The sequence below is a fragment of the Pseudomonas sp. Root401 genome (assembly GCF_001425105.1).
GTDB classification, from domain to species: Bacteria; Pseudomonadota; Gammaproteobacteria; order Pseudomonadales; family Pseudomonadaceae; genus Aquipseudomonas; species Aquipseudomonas brassicacearum.
In genome coordinates this window covers 36,024-53,740 of record NZ_LMDO01000015.1, presented here as the reverse complement: position 1 = coordinate 53,740, position 17,717 = coordinate 36,024, and the positions used below count along the sequence as shown (strand labels likewise).

Here is a 17,717-nt window from a genome sequence, read left to right as displayed (position 1 = left end):
CGCGATAGCGGTTTTACAACCAACAGAGGCGTTTTATGTAACGACCTCATCGCGAGCAAGCTTTGCTCCCACAGACTCGCCCCTACAGCGGTACTTTTTTACATGCAAGCCGTGCAGCCGGCAGCGATGGACAGCGAGTTGCTCTGCTGGTTGCCCACGCCCGCCGACACGTTGGCGCCGCCGTTACCGGAGAAGCCGTTCATGGAGTTGGTCATGGTGGCGTTGTTGATCACAGGGTTTTTCCAACCGTCGCGGGTCAGCACCTGTTGGGTGTTGCTGCCGGCCAGCTCGAAGGTCCCCACGGCGGAGAACTTGAACTTGTCGTCATCGTGACCGCCGCCATAGCCGCCTTTGTTGCCCCAGCCGCCGTCGTCTTCGACGGTACCGGTGCCTTTGGCTTTGAAGGAGCCCTCGGCGGTATAGCTGCTGGTGAGGGTGTCGGTCTTGTAGGTCCGGACACCTTTGTTGTCGACCACCAGGCCAGTGGAGGACTGATTGGCCTCGGCAGAGGCCTGCGCGACACGGCCACCCGACACTGCGATGGCCAGGTTGTTTTTCTGTTGGTTGAAGTTACCGGCGGTCACGTTGATGCCGATGTTGCCGGAGCCGTTGTTGCCTGCATTGGTGAGCGAGGCGTTGTTTTGGGTCGAGTTGTTTTTTACATAGTTGTTGGTATTGGTTTGCGTGGCACTTGAGGCGGCGACAGCCGAGCCGAAGATGAAGCTTTCGTCAGCGGTAGCCAGCGCTGCGGCGTTGTCTTGTTGGTTTCCGTCGCCAGCGGCGATGTTCGCCCCCATGTTACCGTTGCTGCCATTGAGGGAATCGGTAGCTTCGGCGGTGTTTTTAGTGCCCTGGTTGAGCACCTCGTTGCCGTCGCTGTTCTGCTCATCCATCACGGTAGCCATCGCGCTGGCGTTGATGGACAGCTGTTCTTCCCACGTTGGGCCTTTGGGACCGTGGTGGCCATGATCATCACCGTGCCCGTTGCCGTTTCCTCCAGCCTGTGCCGCCATTGTCATGACCGCGGCGAGAGCGAAAACCAATGGTTTGAGTGCCATTGTAGGTTTCATGGTGTTTCTCCTTGCGTGTCGTTGGTTAAGTGTCGGTACTTTCTTATGTAGCCTCCGGGTCAATCAGCAACCCGGATGCTCAGGGTGTTAGCCATACGGTTTCCCACCCCGGCGCTCTGGTTCACCTGGATTACCCCTCGGCTGCCGGTGAAGGCCTGGTCGCTGGTAACGACCTGGCGACTGCCGGTTGGGGCGCCAGTTGCTCCTGAGTTCGGTAGCAACGCCACGTTCTGTTGAGACAGGGCGCTGTCATCAATGCTCTGCGGATGGGCACTGATGCCCACCCGCATGACATTGGCCATCTGGTTGTTGGCCCCGGCGGACTGGTTGACGCCCAGCACACCGTTGCCGTTGGTAAAGGAGTGGCCGCCGATTCGAGCGGTGGCATTCATGGAGGGGTTGGCCGGCGTGTCGACGCGTTGCTGCACGCTCGTGCTGGCCTGGGCGTGGCTGCCGATGGCGATGGCCCGGGTGTTGGTCTGCTGGGTCTGGTCACCGGCCGCCTGGTTGACGTTGAAGTTGCCGGTGTAATGGCTGCCGGAATCCTGCAAGTTGGCGCTGCTGACCGCCGCAACACCCGAATCGGCAAATACGTTGAAAGAGCTGAGCAGGGAAAGCATGAATAGGGCGAGGAGAAACAAGGTTGGCTTCATCTCACTGGCCTCCCGCCAGCCGACCCAGCGGGGCCAGGCCAGAACTCAACGAGCGGTTGATGGTGCCGGAGATCGCGCCGCCGCTACCGCCACCGTGACCGGCATTCATGCCCGGCATGCCGTTGGGGTTGGTCACGACGTTCAGGCCTTGCACGCCGGTATTTGGGTTGATGGTATTGCGGATTGACGAGCCGCTGGCCACGGCGGCGAATTCGCCATCACTCAGTTCGGTGCTGGCGGTCGCCTGGTTGATGCGTTCGGAGGGATTGGCATTGACGGTGGTCGGGTAGGGGTCTTTGCCACCGTTGCGACCAATTGCGATGGGCTGCACGTCACGGTTGAGCACAATGACGCCGTTGCCCTCGGCCTGCGCCGGCAGACTGAGCGTTGCGCTGGCGGCGCAGCCGATCAACAGCAGGCAGGTCAAACTTTTCTCGAAAGTCCCCACGGCATCGATTCCTTCTTCGGTGGGCTGGCCCTGGTCCAGCGTTGCGAAGTTGGGAAGAGCAGGTGTTGTGCCGTTTTTTAAAATGCCTTTGGATTCAATGAGTTGTATTTATGGTGGGCATGCTGGAGAAGGAACCTGTTTCAGCGCTGAGACACGGCACAGGGTGACTAACCGGTCACCTACTGTTCCAGGCCTCTGGATCCAGGCTTTTGGGCGGGTGTTTCAGAAGCTTGACAGTCTTGATGGCAATTTGGTGAAGCGGCGTTGGATCCGGGTTTGGAGCGACTGCGCTGTTTCAAGAATGGAACAGATCAGCCCGAGATCAGGCTTGAAGCAGCTGGCTAACGACGGCGAACACTTGCTGTTGGCGTTGCGCCCAATCGCCTTCAATGACCTGGAACGGTTGCCGGTGTCCGCTCAGCCAAGCCTCGATCGCTTCAAAAAACGCCAGCCGTTCAGCCAGTTCGGGTTGGCAACGCAAACCGTCGCCGGTCCATTCGACTTGCTCGGGGCTCAGTAACAGGTGCAGGTCATAATGGCGGGCCAGCAGGGCCTGTTCGAGCCAGTCCGGGCAGTCGCCGAACAGGGTCTGGCTCCAGAGGATGTTGCTCAGCAGGTGCGTGTCGAGGATCAATAGCGCCGGACGGCGGGCACGCGCCTCATCTTCCCAGGCCAGTTGGCCGGAGGCGATGTCGGTGATGTCGGCAAGGCAGGTATCGCGCCGGGTCTGTTCCATGAAGTGGCGCACGTACTCATCCACCCGCACGCCGCCAAAGTGTTCCTGCAATTGCGCCGCCAGCCAACTCTTGCCGCTGGATTCCGGGCCGGTCAGCACCACCACCTTCATGCGCGCAGGGCCGGGTCGGCGCGCCATTCCCGCCAGCCTTGCACGGCCAGCAGGGTGAACAGGGCGTAGAGCGCGGCGGTCAGGTGCAAGCCCTTGTAGATGAACAGGCCGACGAAGATCACGTCCAGGACGATCCACAGCGGCCAGCATTGCACGCGTTTTTGCGCCATCCACCACTGGGCCACGAGGCTGAAACCGGTGAGCGCGGCATCGAGCCAGGGCTGGGCGGCATCGGTCCAGTGGGCCATGGCGGCGCCCAACAGCAGGCTGCCTGCCGCGCCGATGGTCAGGCTGAGCAACACCGACGGCCCACCGAGGCGGCTGACCTGGCGTCCATCATGATTGTGCCCGGCGCGGGTCCATTGCCACCAACCGTAGAGTTGCAGCACCGCGTAGACAACCTGCAGCAGCATGTCCGAGTACAACTTCACCTCGAAAAAAATCCAGCTGTACAGCAACACCATGACCAGGCCGATCGGCCAGCACCAGGGGTTCTGCTTGACGGTCAACCAGACGGCGATCACGCCGAGGGCTGCGGCAAACAGTTCAAGCCCGGACATGGCGGTTCCTTGGGGAAATAGAAGAGGGCGGCGATTGTAAACGCTATGGCGTGGACAGCTCCAATACCAATGTTGAATGTACCGTCGCTATCGCGAGCAAGGGATTACGATCGTTCCCACGCTCCTGCGTGGGAATGTCGCCAGGGACGCTCTGCGTTCCGCTTCTGGAATGTGACGCAGAGCGTCACGGGATGCGTTCCCACGCGGAGCGTGGGAACGATCAAATCAAACAGGGGTGGGCTATCAATCTTTAGACCCGGAACTGCTTGAGCAACCCGTTCAACTCTTCACTCAACGCCTTGAGGCGGGTGCTTGCCTGGCTGGATTGTTCGGCGGCCATGGCGGTGCTGTGGGACAGTCCGGCGGCCTGGGTGACGTTCTGGTTGATGTCTTCCACCACATGGGCCTGTTGCAGGGTGGCGCTGGCGATGGAGGCATTCAGGCTGTTGAGATTGCGCAGGGCCTGGCCGATGGCGTTGAGGCTGGCGCCGGCCAGGCCGGCTTGTTCAATGGTCAGTTGCGACGCACGGCTGCTGTCGCTGATGACTTTCACGGCAGCTTCGGAATGGCTTTGCAGGCGCTCGATCATCGCCTGGATCTCGGCAGTGGACTTCTGCGTACGCTGGGCCAGCAGCCGCACTTCATCGGCGACCACCGCGAAGCCCCGGCCTTGTTCACCGGCACGGGCGGCTTCGATCGCGGCGTTGAGGGCCAGCAGGTTGGTCTGCTCGGCAATGGAGCGAATCACCTCCAGCACGCTGCCAATCTGGGTGCTTTCACTTGCCAGGGTGCGGATTACTTCCACCGCCTGGTCGATGGTCTGGGACAGGCGGTCGATCTGCTGCAAGCTGCCATCGATGTTGACCTGACCTTGCTGGGCCTGGGATTCGGCGTCGCGCATCTCACTGGCCGCGTGCTCGGCGTTCTTGGCCACGTCCTGCACGCCATAGGTCACTTCATTGATCGCGGTCGCCACCAGTTCCATTTGTTGCGACTGCTGCTGGCTGCGTTCCTGGGCCTGCGCCGCATCGTTGCCCAATTCGCTGGAAGATTGCCCCAGCGCACTGGCCGAAGCTTGCAGTTGGGTCACCACTTGCCGCAACTTGGCGGTAAAGGCATTGAAATGCCGCGCCAGTTGCGTGACTTCGTCCTGGCCGTGGGTGTCGAGGGTACGGGTCAGGTCACTCTCGCCGCTGGCGATGTTGGCCATGGCGTTGACCGTTTCCTGCAACGGGCCGACGATGCTGCGCACGATCAAGGTCAACAGCAGGCCCATGAGCAGGGTGATGACCAGGCCAACCACCGAGGCCTTGATTACCTGGGACTGGAACTCGGCCTGGACGTCATCCACGTACACGCCTGAGCCGATGATCCAGCCCCAAGGTTCGAAGAGTTGGACGTAGGAGGTCTTGCCCACCGGGGCCTCGGCGCCCGGCTTCGGCCAGAGGTAATTGATCATGCCGGCGCCCTTGGACTTGGCGATGGCAACCATCTCGTTGAACAGTGCATAGCCGTTAGGGTCACGGATGGCCGAGAGGTTCTGGCCTTCAAGCTTCGGGTTGGTCGGGTGCATGACCATGACCGGCGTCAGGTCGTTGATCCAGAAATAGTCACTCTGGTTATAACGCAGGCCACGCACGGCGCTGAGGGCCTGCTTTTGCGCGGCGTCACGGGTCAGGGTGCCGGCAGCTTCCAGGCCTTGGTAGTAAGTCAGCACGCCGCTGGCGGTCTGTACCACATGCTGGGTTTTCTGCACCTTGGCTTGGTAGAGGTCGGTGTGGATCTGTTTAAGCATCAAGGCGCCGAGCGTGAACAACATCACGACGGCCACGACCAGGATGAGCCACAAGCGTCGGCTGATCGACACACTGCGCAAGCTATTCATACGCTGTCACTCCGGTTTTTTATTCTTGTCATATCGACGGCCGGCACTGTAGCGCCCGGCCGCTATCGGTCATTGACCTGAGTCACAACGCGGCAGCGTTATCAGGGCTTGTCTGATAGGATTTCGGCCCCGCAGCGCAAAACCTGAGCCTGTTCTGATTTTTCATTGGTTTTTTTTGAAAGGTCGCGGTTATCGTGCACCCGCTGCGAGGGTACCTGCATGACACTTGAATATTGATAAGACCTGCATGAACAGCGTCTTTTTTGGGGGATGAATGGATTTGTGGACCGCCTTTTCGGCACTGATTCTTGGCGTAGTAGAAGGCTTGACGGAGTTTCTGCCGATTTCCAGCACGGGGCACCAGATCATTGTCGCCGACTTGCTTGAGTTCGGTGGCGAACGTGCGATGGCGTTCAACATCATCATCCAGCTCGGCGCGATCCTGGCGGTGGTCTGGGAGTTCCGGCGCAAGATCTTCGACGTGGTGCTGGGCCTGCCGACGCAACCCAGCGACCGCCGGTTTACCGCCAACCTGCTGATCGCCTTCCTGCCTGCGGTGGTCTTGGGTGTACTGTTTGCCGACTTGATCCACCACTACCTGTTCAACCCGATCACCGTGGCCGCCGCGCTGGTGGTGGGCGGCCTGGTGATGCTTTGGGCCGAGAAGCGCCAGCACCAGGTGCACGCTGAAACAGTGGACGAGATCTCCTGGAAAGATGCGCTGAAGGTCGGCCTGGCCCAATGCATTGCGATGATCCCAGGCACCTCCCGTTCCGGCGCGACCATCATCGGCGGCCTGCTGTTCGGCCTGTCGCGTAAAACCGCTACCGAGTTTTCGTTCTTCCTGGCGATGCCGACCATGGTCGGCGCGGCAGTCTACTCGGGCTACAAATACCGTGAGTTGTTCGTCCCGGCGGATTTCCCGGTGTTCGCCATTGGTTTCGTCACGGCGTTCATTTTCGCCATGATTGCGGTCAAGGGCCTGCTGCGATTCATCGCCAGCCACAGCTACGCCGTGTTCGCCTGGTATCGAATCGCCTTCGGCCTGTTGATCCTGGCAACCTGGCAGTTCGGCTGGGTGGACTGGACCGCTGCCAAGCCATGAACCAATCAGGCAACCGCAAACACGCCGGGCGCAATGCTGAAGGTACCGTGCAGCACCTGCGGCTCAAACTGATAGTGTTTGCGCTGCTCTGTGCCTTGCCGTTGTCCGGTTCGCTGCTGTTCGGGCTGCGGGCGGTGTCATGGGTGCCGATGGTGGCTTATGGCGTCGTCAGCGTGGTGGCGTTCCTGCTGTACTGGAGCGACAAGCGCAAGGCGCGTGCCGACACCTGGCGCACTCCGGAGAACGTGCTGCATGCGGTGGAGCTGGCCGGCGGTTGGCCCGGAGCCTTGCTGGCCCAGCAGTTGTTTCGCCACAAGACTCGCAAAGTGTCGTTTCAGGTCGTGTTCTGGTTCATCGTGCTGCTGCACCAGGTGTTCTGGATCGACCAGTTGTTCCTGGGCAGCTATCTGTTCTGAATGGCTAGAGCAACAAGCCCACCTGCGTGCGCTTGGGCAATTTGCTGACCACCAATTGGTGTGAGCGTTGCAGCAGGCCACGCAGCTCTTCGGCCCCCAGCGGGTAGGGCACCTGCATGATGACCCACTGGGCCCGCGCCAGGTAAGGCGCGGGATGAATGCCCGGCCGGTCGCAATGGCCGAGGAACAGATCCTTGTCGACCTTGAACGCCAGCGAGTCGCCTCGCAGGCCCTGCAGGGCGAACATCTTGTTCCCGGCAATGGAAAATACCCGTACGCCGCCCCATTTGTAATCCTCCCTGGCGCCGGGCAGGCCCAGGCAAAACTGCGCGACATCCTCTTCGCTCAACTTCATATCGTTCTATCTCCACAGCCCTCGAAGGCTTCCACCAAATGATCGATCCATGCACGCACCGCTGGCAGCATGCCGCGCCGATGCGGGTAGACCGCCTGGAGCCAGCCATCGGGCGATGACCATCCAGGCAAGAGTTCCACCAGTGAGCCGTCCTGCAATTCCTGCTCGCAATACATGCTCGGCAATAAAGTGAAGCCCAGGCCGGCGAGGGTGCAGGCGCGGCGCACAATGAAGTCGTCAATGCCCAGGCGGGCCTCCAGGCTCAGTTCCACACGCTGCCCATCGGCGCTGACCAGGCGCAGATGCACCTGGCGATCGGCTTCCAATGCCCCCAGCACCGGCAACTGTTTGAGGTCATCCGGGGTCTCGATCCGCCGCCCTTCGACAAAGGCCGGGCTGGCAACCATCATCAGCCGCGCCTGGCGCAGGCGCCGGGTCATCAGCAAGGGATCCTCGTCCCCCAGATCGCGCACGCGCAACGCTACATCGATGCCTTCGCCGATCAAGTCCACCCGCCGGTTGAGCAGGGTCATATCCAGTTGCACCAAAGGGTATTTCACCAGGAAGGTTTCGATCACTACCGGCAGAAACTGGTGGGCCAGCCCCACCGGACTCGACACCCGCAATCGGCCGCGGGGTTTGCTGGACATGCTCGCCACCGCTTCGTCGGCCATCTCGGCCTCCAGCAACATGGCCTGGCAATGGCGCAGATAACGTTCGCCGACCGCGGTCAATTTCAATTGGCGGGTGGTGCGCTGGAGCAACCGGGCGCCAAGGCGTTCTTCCAGCTCGGCGATACGCCGCGACAGTCGTGACTTGGGAATGCCCAGCAACCGCCCGGCCGCCGCGAAACCGCCGGCTTCGACGACTTTGGCGAAGTAGTACAAGTCATTGAGGTCTTGCATGTTGAACTCGATTGTCCTGTCAGTGGGACAAACTATCGCATTTGTGCTGACTTATCGAGCATTGGCTTCATCGATAGGATTGTCGCCAATTGATCGCCCGGTTGCGGTCCTCACTTGGAGAGCACTGACATGAAACTGCTGCACATCGATTCGAGCATCCTCGGCGACAACTCTGCTTCCCGCCAATTGAGCCGTGAAGTGGTCGAAGCCTGGAAAGCCGCCGAGCCAGGCATCACGGTGACTTACCGCGACCTGGCCGCTGACGCCATCAGCCATTTTTCCGCCCAGACCTTGATCGCCGCCGGCACCAGCGCCGAGTTGCGCGACGCGGCCCTGAAGCACGAAGCTGACCTTAGCGCCGAAACGATGGCGGAATTTCAGGCAGCGGATGCGCTGGTCATCGCCGCGCCGATGTATAACTTCAGCATTCCGACCCAACTCAAGGCCTGGATCGACCGCATTGCCGTCGCTGGCCAGACGTTCCGCTACACCGAAGCCGGCTTCGAAGGCCTGTGCGGTGGCAAGAAGCTGGTGATCGTCTCCACTGCGGGCGGCTTGCATGCCGGCCAGCCAAGTGGCGCTGGTCATGAAGATTACCTGAAAGTGATGTTCGGCTTCCTTGGTATCACCGACATCGAATTCGTTCGTGCAGAAGGGCTGGCCAAGGGTGACGACATGCGCAATAAGGGCATGAACGAAGCCCAGGCGCAGATCGGCGAACAGTTCGCTGCTGCGTAAGGCTTGCGTAAAGGCTCCAAAGCTATCGGGGCAACCTTCGTAAAACCCTGTATTCTCGTCGTCATTGGATGGCCTGGATGCAGGGTTTTGCTGCATTCGGCGCCGGGTTTTATGGCGCAGGTTATGCAGGGCCAAGACGGCGAGCGACGGGGCCTTCCCGTGCGCTGGTGAAGGTGGAAGATTCGATGACGCGTTTTGGTGCAGCGCTGCTGCTTTGCTTGTTTGCCAGTCTCGGTTCAGTGCAGGCCGCACCAGGGCCGCATCCGCATTGGAGCGCCGGTTTCCATGAGCTGAGTTTTCTCGATCCGCTGGATCAGCAGCCGATGCACGCCATCGCTTTTTATCCGTCCACCGACCGGGAACAGTCCAGCCTGCTGGGTGGCTACCAGATCGATGCCGCGCCAGACGCCCAGATCGCCATCGGCCGCTTTCCGCTGCTGATGCTGTCCCATGGCAATACCGGCACGCCGCTGGCCCTGCATGACCTGGCCACCTCCCTGGCACGCAAGGGGTTTGTCGTAGTGGCGGTGATTCACCCCGGCGACAACGCCCAGGATCACAGTCGGCTGGGTACCCTGAGCAACCTGTACGGGCGGCCGATCCAGATTTCCGAAGCCATCACCGCCACGCTCAATGACCCGATGCTCTCGCCGTTCGTCAACGCCGGGCAGGTCGGGGTGATCGGCTATTCGGCCGGCGGCGAAACTGCGTTGATCCTGTCCGGTGCGACGCCGGACCTCAATCGTCTGCGCCGCTACTGCGTGGAGCGGCCGGACGACCGAGACGCCTGCAATACCCAAGGCGAACTGATCGTTGACCGCGATGACCTGCAACCAGTGGCTGATCCCAGGGTCCGGGCATTGTTGTTGATGGCGCCATTGAGCCTGAAGTTCGGTCGTCATACCCTGGCCGATGTCCACGTGCCGGTGCTGCTGTACAGCGGCGATGGCGACAAACTCGTGGCCTTCGACAAGAATGCCGCCGCGCTGGCCCGCAAGCTGCCCAACGCACCGGACTTCAAGACCCTGGCCGGTGCGGGGCACTTTGTCTTCATGGCGCCGTGTACCGACGAGCAGATCGCTGCGATGCCGGCGCTGTGCACGGATGCTGACGGGGTCGACCGCAAGGATATCCACCGCACCATGATCTCCGAGGCCAGTCGCTTCTTTGGCGAGGCCTTGGGCAAGCCGACCCGGGCGGGGATGAGGACGGCTGATCAATAAGGTGATGCTGTTTATCTAAGCGTTCCCGGAATTCTGATTTTCTGTTCCGAGTGGCATTGTTTTTTTGTGTGTATATCCGTTGTTGCGGTAACGGCTACTTAGGGGTCCGCCCTTACGGCGGGTCACTTTCGAAAAGCGCGAAAGTAACCAAAGCGCTCCTGCCCCACCACTTGGTGCCTCGCCTAGGCTCGGCATGCCTGAACGAAGGCATTGCTTCGTGGGCCGCCGCGAAGGGCCATCCATGGCCCAGCGCGGCTAACCCGGCATCCATGCCGGGTTGCCCACTGCGCAATACCTTCGTTCAGCCAGCGTGGGCCGCCGCGAAGGGCCATCCATGGCCCAGCGCGGCTAACCCGGCATCCATGCCGGGTTGCCCACTGCGCAATACCTTCGTTCAGCCAGCGTGGTTAACGGGGCGCCGAAATCAACGTCCGCCGCGAGGCGGCCTTATAGCCGACCTGGCTCTCCCCGTCATATACCCATCAGAACTGTGGGAGCAAAGCTTGCTCGCGATGGCGGTGGCTCAGTCACATGGATCGAGGCGGCCTTATAGCCGACCTGGCTCTCCCCGTCATATACCCATCAGAACTGTGGGAGCAAAGCTTGCTCGCGATGGCGGTGGCTCAGTCACATGGATGTTGGGTTTGCTGGCCTCATCGCGAGCAAGCTTTGCTCCCACAGGGGATTTGGGTGTTCATGAGTCTTGTGTTCACCGCAGCCCCATTGTGGGAGTGAGCTTGCTCGCGATAGCGGTGCCCCCCCCAGCCACATAGATGCCGGCCTGTGCCCTGCTCTTGCTCTTGCTCTTGCTCTTGCTCTTGCTCTTGCTCTTGCTCTTGCTTTGGATCTTGATCTGGGGCACACCGAGCCTAGGCGAGGTGCCAAGTGGTGGGGGGCAGAAGCGTTTTGCTTACTTTTGACTGGGCCGGCTTCCGGGCTTTTCAAAAGTGAGCCGCCGTCGGGCGGAACCCTAAGCGGCCGTTACCGCAGAAACGGATATACACACCAGAGCAAGTAAATACCGGACCTTCTCAAAACAAAAAACGGCAGTGAACAGTATGACGATCAATAAGGTGCGCTTATGGCTCGGCGACGCAGCAGCAGAGTCAGGCCCAGCCCAGTGACGGACAACAAGGCGGCACAGAAGAAGATCGACGAATAGCCCAGGTTCAACGCCACCGCCCCCATCAACGGACCGGCAATCGCCAGCGCCAGGTCAAAGAACACCGCATAGGCGCTCAAGCCAGCACCCCGGCTGGTATTCGGCACTTGCTTGATGGCCTCCACCCCCAGCGCCGGGTATACCAACGATAGCCCGAAACCGGCCAGCCCGGCACCGACCAGGGCGAACGCCGTGGAGGGCGCCAGCCACAGCAATACCAGCCCGAGGGTTTCGATGCTCATGCAGGCAATGGCCGAGTTGAAGCCCCCGAAACGGGCGATGCTGGAAATGAACAACAACCGCGCCAGGATGAAGCAAATACCGAAGACCGTCAGGCACCAGGCCGCGCCGGTCCAGCCGCGACTGATATAGAACAGCGTGATGAACGTGGTGAGCGTGCCGTAGCCGATCGACGCCAGGCTCAGGCCCGCCCCGAACGGCGCAATGCGCCCAAACACCGCCCAGAAAGGCAAGCGCTCGCCACGAATGACCGGCACCGACGGCTTGCTGCGAATGATCAACAGCGCCGCCCCGGCCAGCAGCGACAAGGCGACGCCCAGGCTGGCGAAGCCCAGCTCACCGACCATCACCACGCCCAATGGGGCGCCGATGGCGATGGCTCCGTACGAGGCGATACCGTTCCAGGAAATCGAGCGGGCGGTGTGCTCCACGCCCACCTGGCCCATGCACCAACTGATGGTACCCACGCCAATCAGCCCTTGGGCCACGCCGAGCAGCAGACGGCCGGCAATCAGGATCAGCAGGCTGGGCAGGGGAAAGCTTTGCAGCAAGGTCGAGAGCAGCGTCAGCACGCCGCTGAGCACAATCCCCGACAGCCCGTAGACGATGGCCCGCTTGGTGCCAACGCTGTCCGACAGTCGCCCGGCCATGGGGCGGCTGAGCAGGGTCGCCAGATACTGTGAACCGATGGTCAACCCGGCCACCACCGCGCTGAAGCCCAGTTGTTCGTGGACATAACCCGGCAGCACGGCAATGGGCAGGCCGATGCAGAGAAAGGCGATGAAGGTGTAGAAAACGATGGAGACGATCTGCAGGGTGATCGACAGGGAGCTGGAGGCAGGTGAGGGCGTGGGCATAGGGCTCGTTCGCGGGCAGCGGTAAGAGAGCCTCATCATGGCGCGAGGAGGGGATAAAAGAAAGCAGGCTAACTAAATGTGCTTGGGGGCTGGGTGTTCAGTTTGGATTGAGGGTAAATGTACCGGCCTCATCGCGAGCAAGCTTTGCTCCCACAGGGGATTGACCTTTGGGATACAAAAAAGCCCTGTCACAGTGGGCAGGGCTTTGCTTTTGCAGCGAACAGCCAAGGGCTGTCCTTAGAACACCACACCCTGGCTACGCAGGTAATCGTCATAGGTGCCGCTGAAGTCAACCACGCCATCGGCGCTCAGCTCGATGATGCGGGTGGCCAGGGAGGAGACGAACTCACGGTCGTGGCTGACGAAGATCAGCGTGCCCGGGTAGTTTTCCAGCGCCAGGTTCAGCGCTTCGATCGATTCCATGTCCAAGTGGTTGGTCGGTTCGTCCATGACCAGCACGTTGGGCTTTTGCAGGATCAGCTTGCCGAACAGCATGCGGCCTTGCTCACCACCGGAAATGACCTTGACCGACTTGAGGATCTCGTCGTTGGAAAACAGCATGCGGCCCAAGGTGCCACGAACCAGTTGTTCGCCGCCCTGGGTCCACTGGCCCATCCAGTCGAACAGGTTGACGTCGTCCTCGAAGTCGTGGGCATGGTCCTGGGCGTAGTAGCCCAGTTCCGCGGCGTCGGTCCATTTCACGGTACCGGCATCGGGTTCCAGTTCATTGACCAGGGTACGCAGCAAGGTGGTCTTGCCGATACCGTTCGGGCCAATGATCGCCACGCGTTCACCGGCTTCGACGGTGAAACTGAAGTCCTTGAACAGCGGCTTGCCGTCAAACCCTTTGGCCATGCGCTCGACAATGACCGCCTGGCGGTGCAGTTTCTTGGTCTGTTCGAAGCGAATGAACGGGCTGACACGGCTCGAAGGCTTGACCTCGGCCAGTTGGATCTTGTCGATCTGCTTGGCGCGAGAGGTGGCCTGCTTGGCTTTCGAGGCGTTGGCCGAGAAGCGACTGACGAACGACTGCAGCTCGGAAATCTGGGCTTTTTTCTTGGCGTTGTCCGACAGCAGTTGCTCGCGGGACTGGGTCGCCACGGTCATGTACTCGTCGTAGTTGCCCGGGAACAGGCGCAGCTCGCCGTAGTCCAGGTCCGCCATGTGGGTGCAGACGCTGTTCAGGAAGTGACGGTCGTGGGAGATGATGATCATCAGGCTCGAGCGCTGGGTCAGCACGTTTTCCAGCCAGCGGATGGTGTTGATATCCAGGTGGTTGGTCGGTTCGTCGAGCAGCAGCACTTCCGGGTCGGAGAACAGCGCCTGGGCCAGCAACACACGCAGCTTCCAGCCTGGCGACACTTCGCTCATCGGGCCGAAATGCTGTTCGATGCCAATCCCCAGGCCCAACAGCAGTTCACCGGCACGGGATTCGGCGGTGTAGCCGTCCATCTCGGCAAATTCGGTTTCCAGCTCGGCCACGGCCATGCCGTCTTCTTCGGTCATTTCCGGCAGCGAATAGATGCGATCGCGCTCGGCCTTGACCTTCCACAGCTCTTCGTGACCCATGATCACGGTGTCGATCACGGTGAATTCTTCGTAGGCGAACTGGTCCTGGCGCAGTTTACCCAGGCGCACGTTCGGCTCGAGCATGACCTGGCCGCCGGACGGTTCGAGGTCGCCGCCGAGGATTTTCATGAAGGTCGACTTGCCGCAACCGTTGGCGCCAATCAGACCGTAGCGGTTACCCGCGCCGAATTTGACAGAGACGTTTTCGAACAGTGGCTTGGCGCCGAACTGCATCGTGATGTTAGCTGTAGAGATCAAAGGTTTATCCTGCGGAACATTCAGAGTAGCTAAGGGTGCGGCAGTACCTGTTCAGTACCTGTTTGCGCACGTCCCGACCGCGCAAAGGCGTCGCGGTCGCAAGCGCAAGGGTCCATCCGGCATAAGAGGACAGCAGCATACGGAGCGCCTGGCCCGGTAGACGTGCGCCGAAGCCGCGTTTGCGGTATCGACCAAAGGGGGCGCGTAATAGTGGCGGCGATTGTACTGGTCTGGCCGCATAAACGATAGGGTATTGCCCGGGCAAGACAGTTTTTCACAATTGAAGGATAACTTTCGGTTACAAACTGTGGCTAGAATGCCATCTCACCCTATGCCATCCCCCTTGCCGCTTGGCTGGCCCGGGGAAACAGCCAGTTCACTCCAGCATTGTGACGGTTTTTCGTGAAGCTCATCATTGTCGCGCTGTACATCTTCTCCATTGGCTACGTTCACCTGCGCGGTCGCGTGCGGCATAAGATCGGACGCCAGTTGAGCGATCATTCGTCGTTTCTCGCGCCGATCAATTGCCTGCTTTACCTGTGCTCGAAACTGCCCAACAGGCCGTTCCTGAGCCCGGCGCAGTTCCCGGACCTGAGCCCGTTGCAGGCCCATTGGCAAGAGATCCGGGCTGAAGGTCTGGGCCTGCTGCACGCGGGGGAGATCAAGCGTTCCGATCAATACGACGATGTGGGCTTCAATTCGTTCTTCAAGACCGGCTGGAAGCGTTTCTACTTGAAGTGGTATGGCGACAGCCATCCCTCGGCCATGAAGCTGTGCCCCCGCACCACCGAACTGGTACAGAGCATCGGCTCGATCAAGGCGGCGATGTTCGCCGAGTTGCCGCCGGGCTCGAAACTGGTCCGGCACCGCGACCCCTACGCCGGCTCCTATCGCTATCACCTGGGCCTGGAAACGCCCAACGATGCTGGTTGCTACATCAATGTCGATGGCGAGCCTTATCATTGGCGCGATGGCGAGGCGGTGATCTTCGACGAAACGTTCATTCATTACGCCCAGAACACCACCGACCATAATCGCATCATCCTGTTCTGCGACGTGGAGCGGCCCATGAAGTTTCGCTGGGCTAGCGCGTTCAATCGCTGGTTCAGCCGCACCGTGATGGCGGCGGCCGGAGCGCCCAACGACGCGGGTGACAGGACGGGCGGCCTGAACCGGGCGTTCTCCAGGCTCTACAAGATCCGCTTGCAAGGCAAGGCCCTGAAAAAACGTAACCGCACGCTGTATTACCTGCAGAAGTGGGCGTTCTTTGGTGGCTTGCTGGTGATCTTTATCTGGATGTAGGAGCTGGCGAAGCCTGCGATCTTTTGATCTTTTGATCTTTTGATCTTTTGATCTTTCGCTCTGGGCTCAATGGGTTGTGGAAAGATCGCAGCCTCGTTTCACTCGACAGCTCCTACGCTCCTACGCTCCTACATTCAGTCGGTGGGTTTTTGCGCATCCAGTTGCTCCCACATCCTGGCCGTGATCCGCTGGCGGTGGTTGTAGCCTTCCCAGGGATCGGCGCCCAAGCCCTTGGCCCGTTCCAGGGCGGTATAGATGTCCCATTGCTGGGCGTTGCGCAGGGTCTGCAGTTCGGTCCGGGCGATTGGCACCGAGACCGGCAGGCCGGGCCTGGCGCGTACCGAGTAGGCGGCCACCGTGCTGGCGCCGCGGGCATTGCGCAGGTAGTCTACGAATATTTTCCCGACGCGGTTCTTCGGTCCCATGGTGGCCGTGATGCGCTCTGGCATTTGCCGGGTCAGGAACTGTGATATGGCCTTGGCGAACGCCTTGGTGGTGTCCCAGCCTTCACTTCTCGCCAAGGGCACGATCACGTGCATGCCTTTACCACCGCTGGTCTTGAGAAAAGCCTGCAAACCCAACTCGTCGAGCACCGCCAAGGTCATGTGGGTCGCCTCGATCATGGCGCTCCAGGGCAGCGAAGGGTCCGGATCCAGGTCCAGGACAAACAGGTCGGGTGTCTCGATCCGATCGTGGGTCGCGGTCCAGGTGTGCAGTTCCACTGTGCCCATCTGCGCCGCGCTGACCAGGGCGTGGATGTCATCGATTTCCATCAACGCCGCATGGCCTGGGTCCAGTCGCGGATCCAGCTGTTTGATATGGGGAATGTCCAGGCGATCGGCATGTTTTTGAAAGAACTGCTCTTCGCCGATACCGTCCGGTGCCCGTAGCAGCGCCACCGGCCGCTGCTTGAGGTGCGGCAGGATCCACGGGGCGATGTCCAGGTAATACTGCGCCAGCTCGGCCTTTTGCACACCGCTGACACTGTCGATGACCCGATCGGGGTGGGTGATCGTCACGCCGTCGACTTTGGCCGCGCGGGCTTTGCTGCGACGCTTGGGTTCCGGTGTCGCAGGCTTTATCGGCAGGGGCTGCTCGCGAACCACCTTGTTGGCCGGCATCGTGCTCGACAAGTCGAGGAAAATAGCCTGACGCACTTGGTTGTCGCGGCTCCATTCTGTGAACTCGACCTCGCAGGTCAGGCCGGGCTCGACCCATTGCACGCCGCGCACCTGCACACCGTCGAGTGGCAACGCCAGTGGCGAAGTCTCGCGCTGCTGCGCGCACAGTTGCGCGTGTAATTGTTTGATTTGCGCCTGGCTGAACCCTGTCCCGACCCGACCGGCGTACACCAGCCCCGAGGGCCCGTTGACCGCCAGCAACAGCGCGCCGAAACCGCTGCGCTTGCCTTGGGGGCGGGTGAACCCGACGATGACGAAAGCCTGGCGCAACCGGCACTTGAGTTTTACCCAATCGGCGCTTCGCTGGGATATATAAGCGCTGCCCAGGCGCTTGCCGACCACGCTGTCCAGTGAGAGCGCGATAGCGCTTTCGAACATGTCGTGCTGGCTGGCCGAAAACGACTCGGAAAAGCGCAGGCGCTTGCTGGCGTTGTTGCCAAGGGCTTTCTTCAGGGCTGCACGGCGTTCCTCCACCGGCGCCTGGCGCAGGTCGACACCATTGAGGAACGGCGCATCGAATAGGAAATACACCATGTCGACGGTGCGACTGATGTCGAAGGCCTGGCGCAGGGCCGCGAAATCGGAGTGGCCGGTCTCATCGAGCAGAACCAGTTCGCCGTCGAGCCAGCTGTCCCCCAGGTTCAACCCGGCCAGGGCGTCGGCATGCAGCTTCAGCCGCTCGGTCCAGTCCTGGTGATTGCGATTGAACAAGCGGACTTCGCCATGTTCGATGCGGGTCAGCAATCGATAACCGTGGAATTGGACTTCATAGCGCCATTCGCCGGTGGGTGGTTCTTCCACGGGCGTGGCCAATTGCGGCGCGAGGCGCTCGGGCAGGCGGTTTTGAGGCGCCTTGCGGGCCGTCGTAGCGTCCGGTTTGGCGTTGGACAAACGAGCAGATTCACTCTCGGCGTTGGCCATGACAGGTTCCCTTGTATCGCGC

At 60.8% G+C, this 17,717-nt stretch carries 16 protein-coding genes; 5 read left to right on the top strand and 11 right to left on the bottom strand.

What is annotated here, in order from left to right:
• Window positions 1-98: 98 nt before the first annotated feature.
• The 6 genes from ASC85_RS14495 to ASC85_RS14470 form a co-directional block, all read right to left on the bottom strand.
• Window positions 99-1,070, bottom strand: a complete 972-nt coding sequence (locus tag ASC85_RS14495) for a hypothetical protein (RefSeq protein ID WP_057449937.1) — start codon at window positions 1,068-1,070, stop codon at window positions 99-101.
• A gap of 59 nt (window positions 1,071-1,129) precedes the next feature.
• Entirely contained in the window at window positions 1,130-1,723 is a 594-nt protein-coding gene (locus ASC85_RS14490) for a hypothetical protein (protein ID WP_057449935.1), read from the bottom strand.
• 1 nt (window position 1,724) lies between these two features.
• Window positions 1,725-2,171: a hypothetical protein gene (locus ASC85_RS14485; protein WP_057449933.1), complete on the bottom strand. Its 447-nt coding sequence runs from the start codon at window positions 2,169-2,171 to the stop codon at window positions 1,725-1,727.
• A 322-nt stretch (window positions 2,172-2,493) separates the two neighbouring features.
• Window positions 2,494-3,018: an AAA family ATPase gene (locus ASC85_RS14480; protein ID WP_057450000.1), complete on the bottom strand. Its 525-nt coding sequence runs from the start codon at window positions 3,016-3,018 to the stop codon at window positions 2,494-2,496.
• Window positions 3,015-3,578, bottom strand: a complete 564-nt coding sequence (gene pnuC, locus ASC85_RS14475) for a nicotinamide riboside transporter PnuC (protein ID WP_057449931.1) — start codon at window positions 3,576-3,578, stop codon at window positions 3,015-3,017. The genes ASC85_RS14480 and pnuC overlap by 4 nt, the downstream gene beginning before the upstream one ends.
• 250 nt (window positions 3,579-3,828) lie before the next feature.
• Complete coding sequence (locus ASC85_RS14470; RefSeq protein WP_057449929.1) at window positions 3,829-5,463, bottom strand: methyl-accepting chemotaxis protein; 1,635 nt, start codon at window positions 5,461-5,463, stop codon at window positions 3,829-3,831.
• A gap of 274 nt (window positions 5,464-5,737) precedes the next feature.
• On the opposite strand from ASC85_RS14470, the gene ASC85_RS14465 reads away from it, so the two are divergent.
• Complete coding sequence (locus ASC85_RS14465; RefSeq protein ID WP_057449927.1) at window positions 5,738-6,568, top strand: undecaprenyl-diphosphate phosphatase; 831 nt, start codon at window positions 5,738-5,740, stop codon at window positions 6,566-6,568.
• Window positions 6,565-6,984 (top strand): DUF1294 domain-containing protein, encoded by a 420-nt coding sequence (locus ASC85_RS14460; RefSeq protein ID WP_057449925.1) that lies wholly within the window; start codon window positions 6,565-6,567, stop codon window positions 6,982-6,984. The genes ASC85_RS14465 and ASC85_RS14460 overlap by 4 nt, the downstream gene beginning before the upstream one ends.
• Window positions 6,985-6,988: 4 nt before the next feature.
• Here the strand turns inward: ASC85_RS14460 and ASC85_RS14455 are convergent, their stop codons facing one another.
• Entirely contained in the window at window positions 6,989-7,339 is a 351-nt protein-coding gene (locus ASC85_RS14455) for an MmcQ/YjbR family DNA-binding protein (protein WP_057449922.1), read from the bottom strand.
• Window positions 7,336-8,244, bottom strand: a complete 909-nt coding sequence (locus tag ASC85_RS14450; RefSeq protein WP_057449921.1) for a LysR substrate-binding domain-containing protein — start codon at window positions 8,242-8,244, stop codon at window positions 7,336-7,338. Before ASC85_RS14450 ends, ASC85_RS14455 begins: the two co-directional genes overlap by 4 nt.
• A gap of 129 nt (window positions 8,245-8,373) precedes the next feature.
• On the opposite strand from ASC85_RS14450, the gene ASC85_RS14445 reads away from it, so the two are divergent.
• Both ASC85_RS14445 and ASC85_RS14440 read left to right on the top strand, forming a co-directional pair.
• Window positions 8,374-8,982 (top strand): FMN-dependent NADH-azoreductase, encoded by a 609-nt coding sequence (locus tag ASC85_RS14445; RefSeq protein WP_003202352.1) that lies wholly within the window; start codon window positions 8,374-8,376, stop codon window positions 8,980-8,982.
• 185 nt (window positions 8,983-9,167) lie between these two features.
• Window positions 9,168-10,205, top strand: coding sequence for an alpha/beta hydrolase family protein (locus ASC85_RS14440; protein ID WP_057449919.1), 1,038 nt, complete (start codon window positions 9,168-9,170; stop codon window positions 10,203-10,205).
• Between the two features lie 1,065 nt (window positions 10,206-11,270).
• Here the strand turns inward: ASC85_RS14440 and ASC85_RS14435 are convergent.
• Together ASC85_RS14435 and ASC85_RS14430 are read right to left on the bottom strand one after the other, a co-directional pair.
• On the bottom strand, window positions 11,271-12,464 hold the full coding sequence (locus ASC85_RS14435; protein WP_057449917.1) for an MFS transporter: 1,194 nt from the start codon (window positions 12,462-12,464) through the stop codon (window positions 11,271-11,273).
• Window positions 12,465-12,701: 237 nt separating this feature from the next.
• Window positions 12,702-14,291 (bottom strand): ABC-F family ATPase, encoded by a 1,590-nt coding sequence (locus ASC85_RS14430; RefSeq protein WP_003181279.1) that lies wholly within the window; start codon window positions 14,289-14,291, stop codon window positions 12,702-12,704.
• 402 nt (window positions 14,292-14,693) lie between these two features.
• Between ASC85_RS14430 and lpxO the strand changes: the two genes are divergently transcribed.
• Window positions 14,694-15,593, top strand: a complete 900-nt coding sequence (lpxO, locus tag ASC85_RS14425; RefSeq protein ID WP_057449915.1) for a lipid A hydroxylase LpxO — start codon at window positions 14,694-14,696, stop codon at window positions 15,591-15,593.
• Between the two features lie 134 nt (window positions 15,594-15,727).
• Here the strand turns inward: lpxO and ligD are convergent, their stop codons facing one another.
• Window positions 15,728-17,695: a DNA ligase D gene (gene ligD / locus ASC85_RS14420; protein ID WP_057449913.1), complete on the bottom strand. Its 1,968-nt coding sequence runs from the start codon at window positions 17,693-17,695 to the stop codon at window positions 15,728-15,730.
• Between the last annotated feature and the right edge of the window lie 22 nt (window positions 17,696-17,717).

Bases quoted from the DNA above. Each gene is read 5' to 3' on its own strand.
- ligD (WP_057449913.1), bottom strand. From the start codon at position 17,695: ATGGCCAACGCCGAGAGTGAATCTGCTCGTTTGTCCAACGCCAAACCG.
- ASC85_RS14445 (WP_003202352.1), top strand. From the start codon at position 8,374: ATGAAACTGCTGCACATCGATTCGAGCATCCTCGGCGACAACTCTGCT.
- ASC85_RS14495 (WP_057449937.1), bottom strand. From the start codon at position 1,070: ATGAAACCTACAATGGCACTCAAACCATTGGTTTTCGCTCTCGCCGCG.
- ASC85_RS14460 (WP_057449925.1), top strand. From the start codon at position 6,565: ATGAACCAATCAGGCAACCGCAAACACGCCGGGCGCAATGCTGAAGGT.
- ASC85_RS14490 (WP_057449935.1), bottom strand. From the start codon at position 1,723: ATGAAGCCAACCTTGTTTCTCCTCGCCCTATTCATGCTTTCCCTGCTC.
- ASC85_RS14455 (WP_057449922.1), bottom strand. From the start codon at position 7,339: ATGAAGTTGAGCGAAGAGGATGTCGCGCAGTTTTGCCTGGGCCTGCCC.
- ASC85_RS14480 (WP_057450000.1), bottom strand. From the start codon at position 3,018: ATGAAGGTGGTGGTGCTGACCGGCCCGGAATCCAGCGGCAAGAGTTGG.
- ASC85_RS14435 (WP_057449917.1), bottom strand. From the start codon at position 12,464: ATGCCCACGCCCTCACCTGCCTCCAGCTCCCTGTCGATCACCCTGCAG.
- ASC85_RS14465 (WP_057449927.1), top strand. From the start codon at position 5,738: ATGGATTTGTGGACCGCCTTTTCGGCACTGATTCTTGGCGTAGTAGAA.
- ASC85_RS14450 (WP_057449921.1), bottom strand. From the start codon at position 8,244: ATGCAAGACCTCAATGACTTGTACTACTTCGCCAAAGTCGTCGAAGCC.
- ASC85_RS14440 (WP_057449919.1), top strand. From the start codon at position 9,168: ATGACGCGTTTTGGTGCAGCGCTGCTGCTTTGCTTGTTTGCCAGTCTC.
- pnuC (WP_057449931.1), bottom strand. From the start codon at position 3,578: ATGTCCGGGCTTGAACTGTTTGCCGCAGCCCTCGGCGTGATCGCCGTC.
- ASC85_RS14470 (WP_057449929.1), bottom strand. From the start codon at position 5,463: ATGAATAGCTTGCGCAGTGTGTCGATCAGCCGACGCTTGTGGCTCATC.